Source organism: Massilia sp. Masssp94 (assembly GCF_059491305.1).
Genome location: NZ_CP168501.1, coordinates 6,656,295 through 6,674,416 on the forward strand (window position 1 = coordinate 6,656,295; position 18,122 = coordinate 6,674,416).

At 65.7% G+C, this 18,122-nt stretch carries 12 protein-coding genes and 2 tRNA genes; 3 read left to right on the forward strand and 11 right to left on the reverse strand.

All coding sequences use genetic code 11. The annotated features are described in order from the left end of the window. Positions 1 to 6 precede the first annotated feature (6 nt). Together ACEN9G_RS29285 and ACEN9G_RS29290 are read right to left on the reverse strand one after the other, a co-directional pair. Positions 7 to 2,124 (reverse strand): galactocerebrosidase, encoded by a 2,118-nt coding sequence (locus ACEN9G_RS29285; protein WP_483127401.1) that lies wholly within the window; start codon positions 2,122 to 2,124, stop codon positions 7 to 9. Positions 2,125 to 2,180: 56 nt separating this feature from the next. Continuing rightward, positions 2,181 to 5,798: a hydantoinase B/oxoprolinase family protein gene (locus ACEN9G_RS29290; RefSeq protein ID WP_483127402.1), complete on the reverse strand. Its 3,618-nt coding sequence runs from the start codon at positions 5,796 to 5,798 to the stop codon at positions 2,181 to 2,183. A 99-nt stretch (positions 5,799 to 5,897) separates the two neighbouring features. Between ACEN9G_RS29290 and ACEN9G_RS29295 the strand changes: the two genes are divergently transcribed. Further along, the gene (locus ACEN9G_RS29295) at positions 5,898 to 7,394 is read left to right on the forward strand and encodes an NAD(P)H-hydrate dehydratase (RefSeq protein ID WP_483127403.1); all 1,497 of its coding nucleotides are present in this window, start codon (positions 5,898 to 5,900) and stop codon (positions 7,392 to 7,394) included. A 4-nt stretch (positions 7,395 to 7,398) separates the two neighbouring features. Here ACEN9G_RS29295 and ACEN9G_RS29300 read toward each other — a convergent pair whose 3' ends face one another. Further along, entirely contained in the window at positions 7,399 to 8,118 is a 720-nt protein-coding gene (locus ACEN9G_RS29300; RefSeq protein WP_413343676.1) for an ABC transporter ATP-binding protein, read from the reverse strand. Between ACEN9G_RS29300 and ACEN9G_RS29305 the strand changes: the two genes are divergently transcribed. Both ACEN9G_RS29305 and mnmH read left to right on the forward strand, forming a co-directional pair. Next, entirely contained in the window at positions 8,117 to 8,749 is a 633-nt protein-coding gene (locus tag ACEN9G_RS29305) for an arylesterase (protein ID WP_413343674.1), read from the forward strand. The genes ACEN9G_RS29300 and ACEN9G_RS29305 overlap by 2 nt on opposite strands. Then, complete coding sequence (gene mnmH, locus ACEN9G_RS29310; protein WP_413343672.1) at positions 8,749 to 9,801, forward strand: tRNA 2-selenouridine(34) synthase MnmH; 1,053 nt, start codon at positions 8,749 to 8,751, stop codon at positions 9,799 to 9,801. Before ACEN9G_RS29305 ends, mnmH begins: the two co-directional genes overlap by 1 nt. A gap of 139 nt (positions 9,802 to 9,940) precedes the next feature. On the opposite strand, the gene ACEN9G_RS29315 is transcribed toward mnmH, so the two are convergent. The 8 genes from ACEN9G_RS29315 to clpP form a co-directional block, all read right to left on the reverse strand. Further along, entirely contained in the window at positions 9,941 to 10,372 is a 432-nt protein-coding gene (locus ACEN9G_RS29315) for a GNAT family N-acetyltransferase (protein ID WP_413343670.1), read from the reverse strand. 102 nt (positions 10,373 to 10,474) lie between these two features. Beyond that, the gene (locus ACEN9G_RS29320; RefSeq protein WP_413343668.1) at positions 10,475 to 12,355 is read right to left on the reverse strand and encodes a SurA N-terminal domain-containing protein; all 1,881 of its coding nucleotides are present in this window, start codon (positions 12,353 to 12,355) and stop codon (positions 10,475 to 10,477) included. A 115-nt stretch (positions 12,356 to 12,470) separates the two neighbouring features. Continuing rightward, a tRNA-Asp gene (locus ACEN9G_RS29325) sits at positions 12,471 to 12,547 on the reverse strand. A 170-nt stretch (positions 12,548 to 12,717) separates the two neighbouring features. Next, a tRNA-Asp gene (locus ACEN9G_RS29330) sits at positions 12,718 to 12,794 on the reverse strand. Between the two features lie 72 nt (positions 12,795 to 12,866). Next, a complete protein-coding gene (locus ACEN9G_RS29335) occupies positions 12,867 to 13,139 on the reverse strand; it encodes an HU family DNA-binding protein (protein ID WP_025511959.1) in 273 nt (90 codons plus the stop codon). Positions 13,140 to 13,321: 182 nt separating this feature from the next. After that, positions 13,322 to 15,739 (reverse strand): endopeptidase La, encoded by a 2,418-nt coding sequence (gene lon, locus ACEN9G_RS29340; RefSeq protein WP_413339148.1) that lies wholly within the window; start codon positions 15,737 to 15,739, stop codon positions 13,322 to 13,324. A gap of 278 nt (positions 15,740 to 16,017) precedes the next feature. Continuing rightward, entirely contained in the window at positions 16,018 to 17,286 is a 1,269-nt protein-coding gene (gene clpX / locus ACEN9G_RS29345) for an ATP-dependent Clp protease ATP-binding subunit ClpX (RefSeq protein ID WP_056129433.1), read from the reverse strand. Positions 17,287 to 17,465: 179 nt separating this feature from the next. Then, positions 17,466 to 18,083 carry an ATP-dependent Clp endopeptidase proteolytic subunit ClpP gene (gene clpP, locus ACEN9G_RS29350; protein ID WP_166861694.1) on the reverse strand — a complete coding sequence of 206 codons (618 nt, stop codon included), beginning with the start codon at positions 18,081 to 18,083 and terminating at the stop codon, positions 17,466 to 17,468. Between the last annotated feature and the right edge of the window lie 39 nt (positions 18,084 to 18,122).

An 18,122-nucleotide genomic window follows, 5' to 3' on the forward strand; every position in this document is an offset into this window, starting at 1 on the left:
CGCCACTCAGCGCTTGCGGACGTACAGCGGCGCCTGCCCCGGCAACGGCTTCGTCGGCGGCGGCAGCGCGCCGTCGACGCGGTTGATCACGACGTCGCGGTAATACGGCATGCTCAGGCCTGACTGCGCCGGTCCCGCCAGCAGGCCGGCCATGCCCTTGCTGTACATGCCGTCGGTCGCCTCCACCACCGGCTTGCCGTCGACGTAGCCGCGGATGCGCGTCCCGCTGAACTGCAGCTTCAGCGTATGCCAGCGGTCGGCGGCCACGCCGGCCAGCGGCGCCCGGGCCAGCACCTTCTCTCCACCCTCGGCCGCATCGTTCGCCGCCTTGATCAGCGCCTGCTGCTCGGCATCGCCGACCAGCGCTTTCTTGTCCACCTTGCCGCGCACGACGACGAGGCGCACCTCGCCCGCGCCGTCCAGTTCCAGCAGATAGCCTTTCGGGATCGCGCCGTAGCCGCTGCCCACGTCGTTGATCCGGCCCATCACGGCGGCCGATTCGCCGCCGCGCACCCTCACGTCCGCACTGACCTCGTAGTCGGTCCAGCCGTCGTCGCCGAGGATCGTGTACGGCTTCCAGTCCGGCGCCCACGAATGCGGTCTCACGGGCACGCTCTGGCGCAGGCAGGTGCGCTGGTCGCCAGGGCACGGCGCCAGCTCGAACGCGCCCTCGATGTCGGCGAAGTAACGCGGCAGGTAACCCCAGGCGCGCGCATCCCGGTAACGGTCGAAGTCTACGCGGTACGGGAACGGGAAGGCCTGCTGCGCGGGCACCCCGGCGAATCCGCCCTTTTGCTGGCCGCGCGTGGTCGTCAGCGAATAGATCGCGTCCGGATCGACTGTCAGCGCCACCGCGCCGCCCTCCGGATGCAGGTCCGCGACGTGCACGAACTGCGCGCGCGCATCGCTGCGCCACACGGCCACGTCGGCCGTCGACAGGCCCGCGCCGACCGCCACGCGCACCGTCTGCGGGGCCTTCGCCCGGCGCGTCTCGATGATCACGCTGTAGTCCGGGCCGGGCGATTTCAGCGTCACGTAGCTGCCGCCGTCCTGCAGGGCGCCGCTGCCCTGCGGCACGTAGGTCCATCCGGCCGCCGTGAACTGGCCGTAGTGCGCGTAGGCCCACAGTTGCGGATTGATCTCGTAATGGCCGCTCCATGGCCAGTTCGCCCGGATGGCCGCTTCCTTCACGCCCGAATACGGCTCCAGCGTGTACAGGCCCGCGATGCCGTACCAGTTGACGATCTTCGTCACGCCGCTGTCGATCCAGTTGCGGTTGAACGCCTGGACGATCCCCAGCGCGCCGTCGAATCCGGCCACGTAGACGTGCTGCTCGGTATTCCAGATCGGCTTGCCCATGCCGGCCGCCGCCTCGCGCACCCACGTGGGCACGATGTATTCGGGCGCGTTGATGTGGGCACCGATGATGTCGATCGCGTCGCGCAGGCCCGCATCCTTGGGCATGTCCTTCACGAAATCGAATTTATCGTCGGGCCAGTTATCGAAACTGTGCAGCTTCACGTTGGAGAATCCGCCGGCGTCGAGGCGCGCGCGCAGCGTCTTTGCGAAATCGTAGCTGACGCCCCGTTCATTGCGGCTGCCGATCGCGTCGAGTTCGAGCCCGTACACGTCGCGCAGGCCTTTCAGCCAGCTGACATAGTAGTCGGCCCCGTCGGGCGAAAAGAAGTCGCGGTTGCCGCCGTCGCCGATCCATCCGGGCGCGCTCCACGCGGCCGCGTCCAGGGTCAGTGCGGGATTGCGCCGCTTCGCCTCGCGCAGCACCCACCACGTGTAACCGCGGCCGTAGTCGACCTCCGTGCGCGTATGGCGGTGGCTGGGCATGGAGCCCTGCGTGGAATTCCCGTCGCCCGGTATCTCCACGATCAGCGCGCTGATCGAGGCGCCGAACTTCGGCTTGTACATCAGGTCGAGGATCTGGCTGCGCTGCGGCTCCGGATAATCCTTCAGCAGCACGGACGTCGCCCCGCCGCCGTCGACCACGCCGATGCCGTCGAAGCGGGTGCCGGGCGCGCGGCCGTCCAGCGTGATGGTCTGGACGCCGGCATGGGCGGGCAGCGCTGCGGTCAGCGCCAGGGAAAGCAGGAAGGTTCGTCGTGTAGTCATGGCCGCAGTATGGGCCGCGGCTTACGCAAAGAACAATTCCGATTTCATATGGGAGCTTACGAAATCGGCATACCTGCGGCCTCGCCATACCCGCCCCCACCCGGCGTCTCGATGACGAACACGTCCCCAGCCTGCATGTCCACCTTGCCGATATGGCCCAGCTCCTCGACGCGTCCTTCGGCCCGCTCGACGAGATTGCGCCCGCGCGCGCCCGGCGCCCCGCCGGCCATGCCGAACGGCGCATGCACGCGGTTGTTGGACAGGATCGCGGCCGTCATCGGTTCGAGGAAGCGGATGCGCCGCACGCCGCCGTTCCCGCCGTGCCAGCGCCCCGCCCCGCCGGAACCGGCGCGGATCGCATAGCTCTCCAGCCGCACGGGGAAACGGAATTCCAGGATCTCCGGGTCCGTCAGCCGGGAGTTCGTCATATTCGTCTGCACGACGTCCGTGCCGTCGAAGCCCGGGCCCGCGCCCGAACCGCCGGAGATCGTCTCGTAATACTGGTAGTGCGCATTCCCGAACGTGAAGTTGTTCATCGTGCCCTGCGCCGCCGCCATCACGCCGAGCGCGCCGTACAGCGCGTTCGTGATGCACGTCGACGTCTCCACGTTGCCCGACACGACCGACGCCGGATAGTGCGGATTGAGCATGGAGCCCGGCGGGATGATGACCTTCAGCGGCTTCAGGCAGCCGGCGTTCAGCGGAATCTCGTCGTCGACGAGCGTGCGGAACACGTACAGCACCGCCGCCATGCAGACGGCGGACGGCGCGTTGAAATTGTTCGGCAGCTGGCCGGACGTCCCCGTAAAATCGATCTCCGCGCTGCGCGCCGCGCGGTCGACGCGGATCGTGACTTCGATGCGCGCGCCGTTATCGAGCTCGTTGACGAAGTGCCCGTCCTGCAGCGCCGTGATCACGCGCCGCACGGCTTCCTCGGCATTGTCCTGCACGTGCCCCATGTAGGCGCGCACGACGTCCAGGCCGTAGAAGGCGACCATCTTGCGCAGCTCGTCGACACCCTTCTGGTTCGCCGCGACCTGGGCCCGCAAGTCGGCCAGGTTCTGGTCCGGATTGCGCGCGGGCCAGCGTGCGCCGGCCAGCAAGGCGCGGGTGTCGGCCTCGCGCAGCACGCCGTCCGCGCCGTCGACCAGCTTGAAATTGTCGATCAGGACGCCCTCCTCCTCGATGTGCGTGGAGTCGGGCGGCATCGATCCCGGCGTCGTGCCGCCGATGTCCGCGTGGTGGCCGCGCGAGCCCACGTAGAACAGGATGTCGCGGCCCGCCGCGTCGAACACGGGCGAGATCACCGTCACGTCGGGCAGGTGCGTGCCGCCGTTGTACGGGTCGTTCAGCACGTAGACGTCGCCCGCCTTCATCGTCCCTGCGTTCTTGCGCATCACGGCCTTGATGCTTTCGCCCATCGACCCGAGGTGCACGGGCATGTGCGGCGCGTTCGCGACGAGGTTGCCGTCCGCGTCGAAGATGGCGCAGCTGAAGTCCAGGCGCTCCTTGATGTTGACGGAGTACGCCGTGTTCTGCAGCCGCAGTCCCATCTGCTCGGCGATGGACATGAACAGGTTGTTGAAGATCTCCAGCATCACCGGATCGACCGTCGTGCCGATCGCGTGGCGCTGCGGCAGCGCGTGCACGCGGCGCAGCACGAGGTGGTTGTACGCCGTGACCTCGGCGCGCCAGCCCGACTCCACGATCGTCGTCGCATTCGCTTCCGCGATGATGGCCGGGCCGTCGATGACGTCGCCCGGCGCGATGTCCTGGCGGCGGTACACGCCCGTGTCGCGCCACGCGCCGTCCGCGTACATCCGCACCGTCTCGAACGCCGGCGCGGCGGCGGCGCGCGCAACGACGGTTACCTGCTGCTCGGGCGGCGCATCGGAGCGCCCCAGCGCTTCCACCGACACGGCTTCCACGACGAGCGCCTTGCCCGGCATCAGGAAGGAAAAGCGCCGGCGGTATGCCTGCTCGAATTGCGCCTGCAGCGCGGCGCGGTCGCCATCCAGCACGACGATGGCGGAATCGGTGCCTTCGTAGCGCAGGTGCACGCGGCGCAGCACGTCGATGCGCTCCGGCGCCACGCCCTGGGCCGCGAGGTCGGCCCGCGCCGCGCCGGCCAGCGCATCCAGCTCGGCCGCCAGGGCATCGGGGCCGACGTCGTCCAGCCGGCGTTCGACGGCCCGCGAGCGCATCGCGCCCTGGTCGGCGAGGCCCATGCCATAGGCCGAGAGCACGCCCGCCAGCGAATGGATGAACACCGTCTTCATGCCCAGTGCGTCCGCGACGAGGCAGGCGTGCTGGCCGCCCGCGCCGCCGAAGCTCGTGAGTGCGTAGTCCGTGACGTCGTGTCCGCGCTGCACCGAGATCTGCTTGATCGCGTTCGCCATATTGCCCACGGCGATGCGGATGAAGCCCTCGGCGACGGCTTCGGGCTGCGGCCGCGTCCCGGTCGCGCGTTCGACGTCGTCGGCCATCGTTTCGAAGCCCGCGCGCACGGCGGCGGCGTCGAGCGGTTGGTCCGCACCAGGTCCGAACAGGCACGGGAAGTGCTGCGGCTGGATCTTGCCGAGCATGACGTTGCAGTCCGTGACGGCCAGCGGTCCGCCGCGCCGGTAGCTCGCGGGCCCCGGATTCGCGCCGGCGCTGTCCGGCCCCACGCGGTAGCGGCTGCCGTCGAAATGCAGGATCGAGCCGCCGCCCGCGGCGACGGTGTGGATGCTCATCATGGGCGCGCGCATGCGCACGCCGGCCACCTGCGTCTCGAATACGCGCTCGAACTCGCCCGCATAGTGCGACACGTCCGTCGATGTGCCGCCCATGTCGAAGCCGATGATGCGCTCGAAGCCGGCCAGGCGGCTCGCGCGCACCATGCCGACGATCCCGCCGGCCGGACCGGACAGGATGCTGTCCTTGCCGTGGAATGCGCGCGCGTCCGCCAGGCCGCCGCTGGACTGCATGAATTGCAAATTCACGCCCGGCAGCTCGGACGCCACCTGGTCCACGTAGCGGCGCAGGATCGGCGACAGGTAAGCGTCGACGACCGTCGTGTCGCCCCGCGCCACGAGTTTCATCAGGGGACTCGTCGCATGCGACACGGACACCTGCGTAAAGCCGATGGCGCGGGCGATGCGCGCGACGGCTTCCTCGTGCTGGCAGTAGCGATAGCCGTGCATGAACACGATGGCGAGCGCGCGGATGCCGGCGTCGTACGCGGCCTGCAGGTCGCGCCGCGCGGCCGCTTCGTCGAGCGGCACGACGACGTCGCCGTGGGCGCCGATGCGTTCGTCCACTTCGATCACGCGGCCGTACAGCAGTTCGGGCAGCACGATGTGGCGGTCGAACAGGCGCGGACGGTTCTGGTAGGCGATGCGCAGCGCGTCACGGAAACCCCGCGTGATCGCGAGCACGGTGGGCTCGCCCTTGCGCTCCAGCAGCGCATTGGTCGCGACCGTCGTGCCCATCTTGACGGCGTCCACCTGTCCGGCGGGGATCGGCGCGCCGGGCGCCAGGCCGAGCAGGTGACGGATGCCGGCCACGGCCGCGTCCCGGTACTGTTCAGGATTTTCCGACAGCAGCTTGTGCGTCACGAGGCTGCCGTCGGGCCGGCGCGCCACGATGTCCGTGAACGTACCGCCGCGGTCGATCCAGAACTGCCAATCCATCGTATGCCCCCAGAATGTCATCGAGCGGCTATTGTAGTCGCGCGCGGCGCCGATTTTGGCGACAATGCAGTTTTCGCAACCCTCACGCCTGGAACCGCCATGGACAATCCGCTCTACAGCGTCGCGCAGATCCGCGCCATCGAACAGGCCGCGCAGTCGCAGCTCCCGCCGGGCACGTTGATGCGACGCGCCGGCGAGGCCGCATCCACGTATGCGCTCGAAGTGCTGGGCGGCCTGCCGACGGGCCGCATCCTCGTGCTGGCCGGCCCCGGCAACAACGGCGGCGATGCGCTGGAATTGGCCGCGAACCTGGCCAATTTCGGCGCGAACGTGGACATCGTCCACCTCGCCGGCCCGGCGCCGTCGCCCGAAACCCGGCACGCCCTCGCGCGGGCCCAGGCCAGCCGGGCGCGCTTCGTGGCGGACCTCGCGGACTGCCATGGCTGCTGCCTCGTCGTCGACGGCCTGTTCGGCATCGGCCTCGCGCGTCCGCTCGCGGGCGAGGCGCGCGCGCTCGTCGAACGCACGCACGGCATGACGTGTCCGGTGCTCGCGCTGGACGTGCCGAGCGGCCTCGATGCGGACACGGGGTGCGTCGTGGGCCCGGACGGCATCGCCGTGCGCGCCACGCATACGATCACCTTCCTCGGCGACAAACCGGGCCTGCACACGGGCGACGGCTGCGACCACGCGGGCCGCGTGCACGTCAACCGCCTCGGTGCGCATGGCCTGCACACGGAAGCCGCGCACGCGCGCCTGAACGCGCCTGCACTGTTCGCGGGCTGTCTCGCGCCGCGCCGCAACAATTCGCACAAGGGCACCTATGGCGACGTCGCCGTGCTGGGCGGCGCGCGCGGGATGGCGGGTGCCGGCATCCTGGCGGCGCGCGCGGCGCTGTATGCGGGCGCGGGCCGCGTGTTCGTGGCGGCCGTCGATCCGGGACCGGGCCTCGACCCGCTGCAGCCGGAGATCATGTTCCGCGACGCGGTCGGCTTCGCGTTCGACGGCCGCACGGTCGTCGCCGGTCCGGGCATGGGCGATTCCGCCGGCGCCACGCACCTGCTGTCGAAAGTCATCGACGGCACGGGGCCGCTCGTGGTCGATGCGGACGCGCTGAACCTGTGCGCGGCCAGCCCCGACCTGGCCGCCCGCCTGGCCGCGCACGACGGCGACGTGGTCATCACGCCGCACCCGCTGGAAGCCGCACGCCTGCTGGGCGTGACGGCCGCCATCGTGCAGGCCGACCGGCTGGAACATGCGCGCGAACTGGCGCAGCGTCTGGATGCCGTCGTCGTGCTGAAAGGCGCGGGCAGCGTCATCGCGCGGCCAGACGGTGAAGTGGCGCTGAATGCGACGGGCAATCCGGGCCTTGCCACGGGTGGCACGGGCGACGTGCTGGCGGGCCTCGTCGGCACCCTGCTGGGCCAGGGCTGGCCCGCCTGGGAAGCGGCGCTGGCCGCGACGTGGCTGCACGGCGCGGCGGCCGACCGGCTCGTGGCGAGCGGCGTCGGCCCGATCGGCCTCACGGCGGGCGAGCTGCCGCGTGCGATCCGTGCCGAGCTGAATGCGCTCGTGGCCGACGCCGCGCTCGCGTAGACGCTCAGACGGCCAGGCGGCCTGCGGCGATCGTCAGCGTGCGGCCGCAGCGCGCGGCCATGGCGGGATCGTGGGTGACGAGCACGAGGGTCGAGCCGCGCTCGCGATTCAGTTCGAACATCAGCTGGATGACGGCTTCGCCGGTGGCGGCATCGAGGCTGCCCGTGGGCTCGTCCGCGAACAGCAGCGGCGGTTCGGTGACGAAGGCGCGGGCCAGCGCCACGCGCTGCTGCTCGCCGCCCGACAGGTACTTCGGATAGTGGCGCAGGCGGCTCGACAGGCCCACGCGTCCCAGCATCGCCTCGGCTTTTGCGCGGGCATCCGCATCGCCCCGCAATTCCAGCGGCAGCATCACGTTTTCCACCGCGTTCAGGTGCGCGAGCAGCTGGAACGACTGGAACACGAAGCCCAGCTTCGCCTTGCGGAACGCGGCGCGGCCATCCTCGTCGAGGGCGAAGATATCCGTACCGTCGAGCAGGACCTGGCCCGACGATGGCGTATCGAGGCCGGCCAGCAGGCCGAGCAACGTGGACTTGCCGGAGCCGGAAGCGCCGACGAGGGCAAGCGTCTCGGCCGGTTGCACGGTAAAATCCACCTCGTGCAGGATGGTGAGCTCGCCGCTGGCATCCGCCACGCGCTTCGACAGGCCGCGGACCTCGATGGCAGGCCTTGCCGTTCCGCTCACACTTGAACTGCCTTTTGACGCCTCGGGAATATCACGCATGCTTGCTTTACTCAGGAAATGGACGATCGCTGCCGTCGCGGTTCTTGGCATGGCCGCGGCGGGGAGCGCCTATTCTGCCCCAAAAACCGTGCTCGTGGTGGGCGACAGCCTGTCCGCCGAATACGGCCTCGCGCGCGGCACCGGCTGGGTCGCCCTGCTGGAGCAGCGCCTGAAGGCCGAGAAGATCGACGCCCGCATCGTCAACGCCAGCATCAGCGGCGAGACGACGAGCGGCGGCCGCACCCGCCTGCCCGCCCTGCTGCAGCAGCACAGGCCGGACGTCGTCGTGCTGGAACTGGGCGCGAACGACGGCCTGCGCGGCCTGCCGGTGCCGGCCGCCGCGGACAACCTGCGCACGATGATCCAGCTCGCGCAGCGGAACAGGGCCAAGGTCCTGCTCGTCGGCATGCGCATGCCGCCCAACTACGGGCGCGCCTACACGGAACGCTTCGCCGGCATGTACAGGGACCTCGCAGGTACATACAAAGTGCCGCTGGTGCCGTTCATGCTGGACGGCGTCGCGCAGGACGCGGCAAACTTCCAGGCCGACCGCATGCATCCGCTCGCGACCGCCCACCCGACCATCCTCAACAACATCTGGCCGCAATTCGCGCCTCTCGTCAAACGATAATGAAATACCCCGCAGTCCTCGGCGTCGACGACGTCCTGCCCGTGCTCGACCAGTTCGACACCATCATCGACGCGCGCAGCGAGTCCGAGTTCGCGCTCGATCGCATCCCGGGCGCCATCAACTGTCCCACGCTGGACGACGCGCAGCGCGTCCTCGTCGGCACCACGTACAAGCAGGTCGGCGCCTTCGAGGCGAAGAAGATCGGCGCCCCGCTCGTCGCGCAGAACATCGCGCGCCACATCGAGACGCTCTTCGCCGCCAAGCCGAAGGACTGGAAACCGCTCGTCTACTGCTGGCGCGGCGGCAACCGCAGCGGCTCGATGGCGCTGATCTTCGCCAAGATCGGCTGGCCCGTCGTGCAGCTCGACGGCGGCTACAAGGCCTATCGCGCCTACGTCGCGGCCGCGCTGGAAAACCCGCCTCCGCTGGATTTCCGCGTCATTTGCGGCACGACGGGCAGCGGCAAGAGCCGCCTGCTCGAAACGCTGGAATCCGTCGGCGCGCAGGTGCTCGACCTGGAGCGCCTCGCCGCGCACCGCGGCTCCGTCCTCGGCCACCTGCCGGGCGAGCCGCAGCCGAGCCAGAAGATGTTCGAGACGCGCATCTGGGACAAGTTGCGCCGCTTCGATCCGTCGCGGCCCGTGTTCGTGGAATCGGAGAGCAAGAAGGTGGGCAACCTGCGCGTGCCGGAAGTGGTCATGGAACGCATGCGCGCCTCACCCTGCATTTCGCTCCAACTGGACCGTGCCCTCCGCGTGCAGTTGCTGATGGAAGACTACCACCACTTCTGCGCCGACCCGGGCGCGCTGAATGCGCAGCTGGACCATCTGGTGCAGCTGCACGGCCGCGCGCGCATCGAAACATGGCACGAGATGGCCAATACGGGGCAGATGCCGGAACTTGTGGATCAACTGCTTGTCGAGCACTACGATCCCGCCTACCTGCGCTCGATCGACCGGAACTTCGTGCAGTACCCGAAGGCGGAGACGCTCACCCTGCCGGGCATCTCGAAGGACGACTTCATGGCGGCGGCGCGGCACCTCCATACCTAGGGTGGGCACACTCTGCCCACGCGCTCGACGACCATATGCGCCCTCGAGATGCCGGATGACGGTCCGGTCGGTTGAACGCGTGGGCGGGGGCCGCCCACCCTACCCGCAACGCGGCATTCGCCGCAACGCCCCACCGCATTCATTCCGCCGCCAGATAACCCTGTGACGCGGCCTTGTCCTGGTCCTGGAACACGGCCATCGCCGTCGCCATGCGCCGGAAGCCGTAGCGCGCATAGAACCCCTCCTTGCCGGGCACCGAATACAGGATGATCTTCGCGTGCCCGCGCGACAGCTCGACCAGGTGCGCGATCAGCGCGTCGCCCAGGCCGCGTCCCTGGTGGCTGGGCAGGATCGCCACGTCGCAGATGTAGGAACAGTCGAGGCCGTCGGCCAGCGCGCGTCCGGCCGCGACCAGCACGCCGTCCTCGTAGCCGAACCGGCGGAACATGCTGTTCGTGAACACGGTTTTCAGGCGCTCCGGCGACTTGTTCCCGAGCGGCGCCTTGCGGTACAGCTCGGAGAGCTCGTTCCAATCGATAGCGTCGAGCGTATCGGTCCAGGTCACGGTCATGCGGTTGTCCTTGCGTTGTGGATCGAATCGCGATTGTAGCGGTGTCGCAAAGAAAAAGCCCGGTCCGCTCGCGCGGCCGGGCTGTCGATGACGCGTCCGGATTTACTCGGACTTCGCGCCGAGATCGGCAGGCTTGACGTTGATCTTCGCCTTCGCCTTGTGCTTCAGCGCTTCGACGAAGCCATAGGTCTCGGCATTGCCGACGGCGCGGCCGATCTGTTCCGCTTCCTGCTTGCGGCGCGCCACGTCCGGCTGCGCCGGCTGGCTCACCTTGTTGATGCGGTAGACGCCATAACCCACGCCCGGGATATCGACGCCGACATAGGCCGGCAGCTTGCTCGCGTCCGCCTTCAGCACGGCGACCGCGGCCGTTTCGTTGATCGTCGGCTGCTTCGTGCGCGCCACGATCTTCGCTTCGCCGAAGCCGGCGGTATCGCCCGATGCCTTGGCGGCGGCCAGTTTCGCTTCGCCGGCCTGGCGTGCCAGCTTGGCCGCTTCTTCCTGCGTCACGCGCTGGCGGATGGCGGCTTCGACGTCGGCCAGCGGACGCTTGGTCGCCGGCTTGAATTCCACGACGCGGCCTGCGACCAGCGTACCCGGCGCCACTTCGACGGCGTCCGTGTTGCGCTTGTTCTTCACCGCGTCGCTGCCGAAGATCGCTTCCAGGAACTTCGGATTGTTGACCGGCGACGGGCCCAGGGCCGGGTTCGGTGCGCGGGTCAGGCCTTCGGCGGTCTGGATCGTCAGGCCCAGCTTGTCGGCGACCGGCTTCAGGCTGTCCGACTGCTCGTACACGGTATTACGGAAGGTTTCCGCCAGCTCGGTGTACTTGGCCGACATCTTCGCCTTCTTGAGCTCGGCAGCGATCTCCGGCTTCGCCTCTTCCAGCGACTTCTGGGTTTCCGGCACGATCTTCGTGATCTTGATGATGTGGTAGCCGAATTCCGAACGGACGAGACCGCTGACTTCGCCTTCCTTCAGGCCGTAGATCGCGTCTTCGACGGGCTTGACGAACACGCCCTTCTGCACGACGCCCAGGTCGCCGCCCAGCTCGGCCGAGCCCGGATCCTGCGATTGCGCCTTGGCGATCTTCGCGAAGTCGTTCGGGTTCTTGCGCACGTCATCCAGGATCGCCTGCGCCTTGGCCTTCGCGGCGGCGTCCTCGGCGGCCGAGGCGCCCTTCTTCACGTTGATCAGGATGTGGCTGGCGGTGCGCTTTTCCGGCGTGGTGAAGCGCGCCTTGTTCTTGTTGTACGCGTCGGCGATTTCGGCGTCGGACACGTTGACCTGCTTCTCGACGGCGGACGCATCGAACACGACGTATTCGGCCTTGACGGATTCCGGCACCTGGAACAGCGCCGCATTCTTGTCGTAATAAGCCTTGACCATGTCATCCGTGACCTTGACCTGCGAAACGTAGTTCGCCGCCGGGAACAGCTGCTCCTGCACTTCGCGCTCTTCGTCGTTGATGTCCGACAGGCGGTTGGCGACGGTACGCGGTGCGAACGCGGTCTGCTGCACGGAACCGACGAGCTGCTGCACGGCCAGGTCGTGGCGCATGCGCTGGTCGAACATCTCCGGCGTCATGCCCTGCGCGGCCAGCGCGGCCTTGTAGCGGTCCATGTCGAACGTGCCGTCTTCCTTGCGGAACGCCTGGATCTCGAGGATCGCCTTCTGCAGCGCGGCGTCGCTCACCGTCAGGTGGTTGCGGACGATCTCGGCGTTGATGGCGCGCTCGGCCACGAGCTGGTCGAGCACGGCCTGCTTCGCTTCCGGCGTCTCGAACAGTTTCTGGTCGAACTGCTCGCCCATCATCTGGCGGGCCTGGTCCAGCTGGCGGCGCTGGGCGGATTCCCACTCCTGCTGGGTGATCTTTTTCCCGTCCACGGTCGCCACACCATCGTTGCTGCCGCGTTCGTTGTAGCTGCTGACGCCGACCAGAACGAACGACGGAACGATCAGCAGCAGCAGAAAGAACTGCATCAGGCGCTGGTGAGTACGGATAAATTCAAACATGGTCAGCCAATCAAGGTTGAAAATGCGTTATCGAAAAACTTAAAAAAAAAGGCGAACCTAGGTTCGCCTCTCTTTCAGTATCTGGCGGAGCGGACGGGGCTCGAACCCGCGACCCCCGGCGTGACAGGCCGGTATTCTAACCAACTGAACTACCGCTCCGAATTCTTGTATTTCGCAACCGCGAAATCGAATGCCGACAAGGCTTGCGATTCGTGGCGGAGCGGACGGGGCTCGCCGACGTTCCGCCGGCCGCGGAATCGCTTGCAAGCGATTCCCTTCGATCCCTAAACCGTGTTGCCCGCAGGGGCAACACTACGTCTGCTAAACCGTGGCGGAGCGGACGGGGCTCGAACCCGCGACCCCCGGCGTGACAGGCCGGTATTCTAACCAACTGAACTACCGCTCCACGAAATACTGGGTGCTACTCGACTGACTGGAATCCAGCAGCGTCCTGCTGCGTGTCAGCGCAGCGGAGGCATTAGTTTACTGCATCTTTCAGTGCTTTACCAGCCTTAAATTTCGGGACCTTGGCCGCCTTGATCTTGATGGCTTCCTTCGTGCGCGGATCGCGGCCCGTGCGTGCGGCGCGCTCGCCGACGGTGAACGTGCCGAAGCCGACCAGCGTGACGCTGTCGTTGTTCTTCAGCGTGTTCGTCACAGCGTCGATCATCGCATCGAGGGCGCGCGCCGCGGAAGCTTTGGTCAGGTCCGCGGACTTCGCGATTTCTTCGATCAGTTCAGTTTTGTTCACTTTCTTCCCTCGTTGTGCGTTCTGGACACGGTATGCACGACCGGGTCGGATTGACCGTCGGCAAAAACCGCAAGGGCGTATTAAACAAGCCGACAATGCGTTGTGTCAAGTAACGCACTCGCAACAGCGCGACATAAAAAAAACGGCACCCGAAGGTGCCGCTTTCACCCTGCCCAGCAGGCTCAGTGCTTGACGACGCCGCCCTGGCCGTCGCTCGTGGCGGTCGTCACCGACGACGAGGACGCCGCTACCGCAGGCACGTCGACGATCGGTTCCGGCTGGCGTTCCAGTGCCACTTCCAGCACTTTCTCGATCCAGCGCACCGGCACGATCTCGAGCTTGTTCTTGACGTTGTCAGGAATGTCCGCGAGATCCTTCACGTTCTGCTCGGGGATCAGCACGGTCTTGATGCCGCCGCGCTGGGCCGCCAGCAGTTTTTCCTTCAGGCCGCCGATCGGCAGGACTTCGCCGCGCAGGGTAATCTCGCCCGTCATCGCCACGTCGGCGCGAACCGGGATGCCCGTGAACACCGACACCAGCGCCGTCGTCAGGCCGATACCGGCGGACGGACCGTCCTTCGGCGTCGCGCCTTCCGGCAAGTGAACGTGGATGTCGGTCTTCTCGAACACCTCGTTCTTGATGCCCAGGCGCGCCGCACGGCTGCGGACCACGGTGCGCGCGGCTTCGATCGATTCCTTCATCACGTCGCCCAGCGTACCGGTACGGATGACGGCACCTTTACCCGGCACCTGCACGGCTTCGATCGTCAGCAGGTCGCCGCCGACTTCCGTCCACGCGAGGCCCGACACCTGGCCGATCTGGTTTTCCTTCTCGGCCACGCCGAAGTCGTAGCGGCGGACACCCAGGAATTTATCCAGGTTCTTCGACGACACGATCACGCGCTTGCTGTCCTTCTTGAGCAGCAGCATCTTGACGACCTTGCGGCAGATCTTCGAGATTTCGCGCTCGACCGAACGCACACCGGCTTCGCGGGTGTAGTAGCGGATGATGTCGCGGATCGCCGCCTCGTCGACCTTGATCTCTTCATCCTTCAGGCCGTTCGCCTTGATCTGCTTCGGCAGCAGGTAGCGCTGCGCGATGCTCGTCTTCTCGTCCTCGGTGTAACCCGACAGGCGGATCACTTCCATACGGTCCAGCAGGGCCGGCGGGATGTTGAACGAGTTCGACGTCGCCACGAACATCACGTCCGACAGGTCGAAGTCCACCTCGACGTAGTGGTCCGAGAACGTGTGGTTCTGCGCCGGATCCAGCACTTCGAGCAGGGCCGACGACGGGTCGCCGCGGAAGTCCGCGCCCATCTTGTCGATCTCGTCCAGCAGGAACAGCGGGTTGCGCACGCCGACCTTCGCCAGCGACTGCAGCACCTTGCCCGGCATCGAGCCGATGTAGGTACGGCGGTGGCCGCGGATCTCGGCTTCGTCACGGACGCCGCCCAGTGCCATGCGGACGTACTTGCGGTTCGTCGCCCGGGCGATCGATTCGCCCAGCGACGTTTTACCGACGCCCGGAGGACCCACGAAGCACAGGATCGGGGCCTTCAGCTTGTCGACGCGCTGTTGCACCGCGAGGTATTCGAGGATGCGTTCCTTGATCTTGTCGAGGCCGTAGTGGTCGGCTTCCAGGACTTCCTGGGCCTTTTCCAGGTCGATCGTGACCTTGGATTTCTTTTTCCACGGCAGCGACACGAGCGTGTCGATGTAATTGCGCACGACGGTGGCTTCGGCCGACATCGGCGACATCAGCTTGAGCTTCTTGATCTCGGCCTGGGCTTTGTCCATGGCCTCCTTCGGCATCTTGGCGGCGATGACCTTCTTCTCGAGTTCCTCGATGTCGGCGCCCTCTTCGCCCTCGCCCAGTTCCTTCTGGATGGCCTTGACCTGTTCGTTCAGGTAGTACTCGCGCTGCGATTTCTCCATCTGGCGCTTGACACGGCCGCGGATGCGCTTTTCCACCTGCAGGATGTCGAGCTCGCCTTCAAGCTGGCCGAGCAGATGCTCCAGGCGCTTGGCGACGTTGAAGATTTCCAGGATGACCTGTTTCTGCTCGAGTTTCAGCGGCAGGTGGGCGGCAACGGTGTCGGCCAGGCGGCCAGCGTCGTCGATACCGGCCAGCGAAGCCAGGATCTCGGGCGGGATCTTCTTGTTCAGTTTGACGTACTGGTCGAACTGCTGGACGATCGCGCGGCGCATTGCCTCGACTTCGGAGTCGTCGCCGATTTCCGAATTGATCGGAGTCAGGTCGGCGATGAAATGACTCGGCGCGTCGTTGATGTGATTGATGCGTGCACGCTGCGCGCCTTCGACCAGCACCTTCACGGTGCCGTCCGGCAGCTTCAGCATTTGCAGAATATTGGCCACGCAGCCGATCTCGTAGATGTCTGCGGCGGAGGGTTCGTCCTTGGCAGCGGCCTTTTGGGCGGCGAGCATGATGCTCTTACCCTGTTCCATGGCAGCCTCGAGCGCCTTGATGGATTTCGGGCGGCCAACGAACAGCGGTATCACCATATGCGGGAACACCACCACGTCGCGCAGGGGCAGCAGGGGCAGCGTCATTTGCTCGGTCAATTTGGAAGTTGTCATGGCATACCTTATAGAAAGCGTGTAGACGATGTGGGAGCACACTGTCGAAACACAATACCGGCCCGGAAATATTTTCTACAAGTAAAAAAACTTTAACTTGATACGAATAATAGCCGTTTCTACAAAAGTCTTGAATTCAAATAAAAAAGCCACTTCACAGCATCGGCCGCGAGTGGCTTTTCGATTGAAGCCGTCTTTTGTTGAGATTGATTGTACCGTCTCAACTCAGCGATTCAATACCTTTGTTGTGTTTGCGCCCGGAAATTTTTCAGCTTGGTTCAATTTTCGCCTGCAGCCTTCGGCGATTCGCTGTAAATCAGCAAAGGTTTCGCGCCATTCGTGATCGTATTTTCATCGATGACGACTTTCACGACATTTTGCTGGCTCGGCAATTCATACATCACGTCGAGCAGAGCATGTTCCAGGATCGAACGGAGACCACGTGCGCCGGTCTTGCGCGCCAACGCCTTCTTGGCAATCGCGTGCAGGGCCGCCGGGCGGATTTCCAGTTCGGCGCCTTCCATATCCAGCAGTTTCGAATACTGCTTGATGAGGGCGTTTTTCGGCTCGACCAGAATCTGGATCAAAGCCTCTTCCGTGAGCTCGCTCAGGGTAGCTACGACAGGCAGACGGCCGACAAGTTCCGGAATCAGGCCGAACTTGATCAGGTCTTCCGGTTCCGCTTCCAGCAGGATGTCGCTGACGGAACGCTGCGTCTGGCTCTTGACGCTGGCCGCGAAGCCGATGCCGCTCTTTTCCGAACGGTTCTGGATGATCTTGTCCAGGCCGTCGAAAGCGCCGCCGCAGATGAACATGATGTTCGTCGTGTCGATCTGCACGAAATCCTGGTTCGGATGCTTGCGGCCGCCCTGCGGGGGCACCGACGCCATCGTGCCTTCGATCAGCTTCAGCAGCGCCTGCTGCACGCCCTCGCCCGACACGTCGCGGGTGATGGACGGGTTGTCGGACTTGCGCGAAATCTTGTCGATCTCGTCGATGTAGACGATGCCGCGCTGGGCTTTCTCGACTTCGTAGTTACAGCTCTGCAGCAGCTTCTGGATGATGTTCTCGACGTCCTCGCCGACATAGCCGGCTTCCGTCAGCGTGGTCGCGTCGGCGATCACGAACGGGACGTTCAGCATGCGCGCCAGGGTCTGGGCCAGCAGGGTTTTACCGGAACCGGTCGGGCCGACGAGCAGGATGTTGCTCTTGGCCAGTTCGACGTCGTCCTTCTTGCCCAGGTGCTTCAGGCGCTTGTAATGGTTGTAGACCGCCACCGACAGGATGCGCTTCGCCGTCTGCTGGCCGATGACATATTGATCGAGCAGTTCGGCGATCTCGTGCGGAGTCGGCAGGTCGGACTTGGCGCCCGCCACCGATTCGACGTTCGAGGTCTCGTCGCGGATGATGTCATTGCACAGGTCAATGCACTCGTCGCAGATGAAGACCGAAGGTCCTGCGATGAGCTTCTTGACCTCGTGCTGGCTCTTGCCGCAGAACGAGCAGTACAGGAGTTTTTCGCCGCTAGAGGATTTTTTGTCTGACATGGGGCAGGTTTCAGTTGAATTGCTATGAATATAACGCTAATACGAGGGCGCAACAAGTGCACACGACACCATGCTACCCGATTTGAAAACAAAACGCCCGAAGCGCTGTCGCGTCCGGGCGTATTTGAGCAACAGTTGTCGAGTGCACCACGCGATCTCGAAAACCGCGCGGTTTACCCTCAGCCGCGGTTCGTCAGAACCTTGTCGATGAGACCATATTCCACGGCCTCTTCGCTCGACATGAAACGGTCGCGATCGGTATCCTTGTGGATCTGTTCGATCGTCTGGCCGGTGTTGTCCGCCATGATGCGGGCAAGGCGTTCACGCAGGTACAGGATTTCCTTGGCCTGGATCTCGATGTCCGACGCCATGCCCTGCGAGCCACCGGACGGCTGGTGGATCATGACACGCGAGTTCGGCAGCGAGAAGCGCTTGCCCTTGGCGCCGGCGGCCAGCAGGAACGCGCCCATCGAGGCGGCCAGGCCGGTGCACAGCGTCGACACGTCGGGCTTGATGAAGTTCATCGTGTCGAAGATGGCGAGGCCAGCCGACACGGAACCACCCGGCGAGTTGATGTACAGCGAGATGTCCTTGTCCGGATTCTCGCTTTCCAGGAACAGCAGCTGGGCCACGATGAGGTTGGCCATCTGGTCGTTGACAGGACCGACCAGGAAAATCACGCGCTCCTTCAGCAGGCGCGAGTAGATGTCGTAGGCGCGCTCGCCGCGGCCGCTCTGCTCGATCACCATCGGCACGAGGCCGAGGGCTTGGGTATCCAATGCCGGATTACGATTCATACCTGTCAATTCCTTTGTAAAAGTTACGAAGCCGCACTA

Coding starts and splice junctions, on each gene's coding strand:
- ACEN9G_RS29285 (WP_483127401.1), bottom strand. CDS start 2,124: ATGACTACACGACGAACCTTCCTGCTTTCCCTGGCGCTGACCGCAGCG.
- ACEN9G_RS29290 (WP_483127402.1), bottom strand. CDS start 5,798: ATGGATTGGCAGTTCTGGATCGACCGCGGCGGTACGTTCACGGACATC.
- ACEN9G_RS29295 (WP_483127403.1), top strand. CDS start 5,898: ATGGACAATCCGCTCTACAGCGTCGCGCAGATCCGCGCCATCGAACAG.
- ACEN9G_RS29305 (WP_413343674.1), top strand. CDS start 8,117: ATGCTTGCTTTACTCAGGAAATGGACGATCGCTGCCGTCGCGGTTCTT.
- ACEN9G_RS29300 (WP_413343676.1), bottom strand. CDS start 8,118: ATGCGTGATATTCCCGAGGCGTCAAAAGGCAGTTCAAGTGTGAGCGGA.
- mnmH (WP_413343672.1), top strand. CDS start 8,749: ATGAAATACCCCGCAGTCCTCGGCGTCGACGACGTCCTGCCCGTGCTC.
- ACEN9G_RS29315 (WP_413343670.1), bottom strand. CDS start 10,372: ATGACCGTGACCTGGACCGATACGCTCGACGCTATCGATTGGAACGAG.
- ACEN9G_RS29320 (WP_413343668.1), bottom strand. CDS start 12,355: ATGCAGTTCTTTCTGCTGCTGCTGATCGTTCCGTCGTTCGTTCTGGTC.
- lon (WP_413339148.1), bottom strand. CDS start 15,739: ATGACAACTTCCAAATTGACCGAGCAAATGACGCTGCCCCTGCTGCCC.
- clpX (WP_056129433.1), bottom strand. CDS start 17,286: ATGTCAGACAAAAAATCCTCTAGCGGCGAAAAACTCCTGTACTGCTCG.
- clpP (WP_166861694.1), bottom strand. CDS start 18,083: ATGAATCGTAATCCGGCATTGGATACCCAAGCCCTCGGCCTCGTGCCG.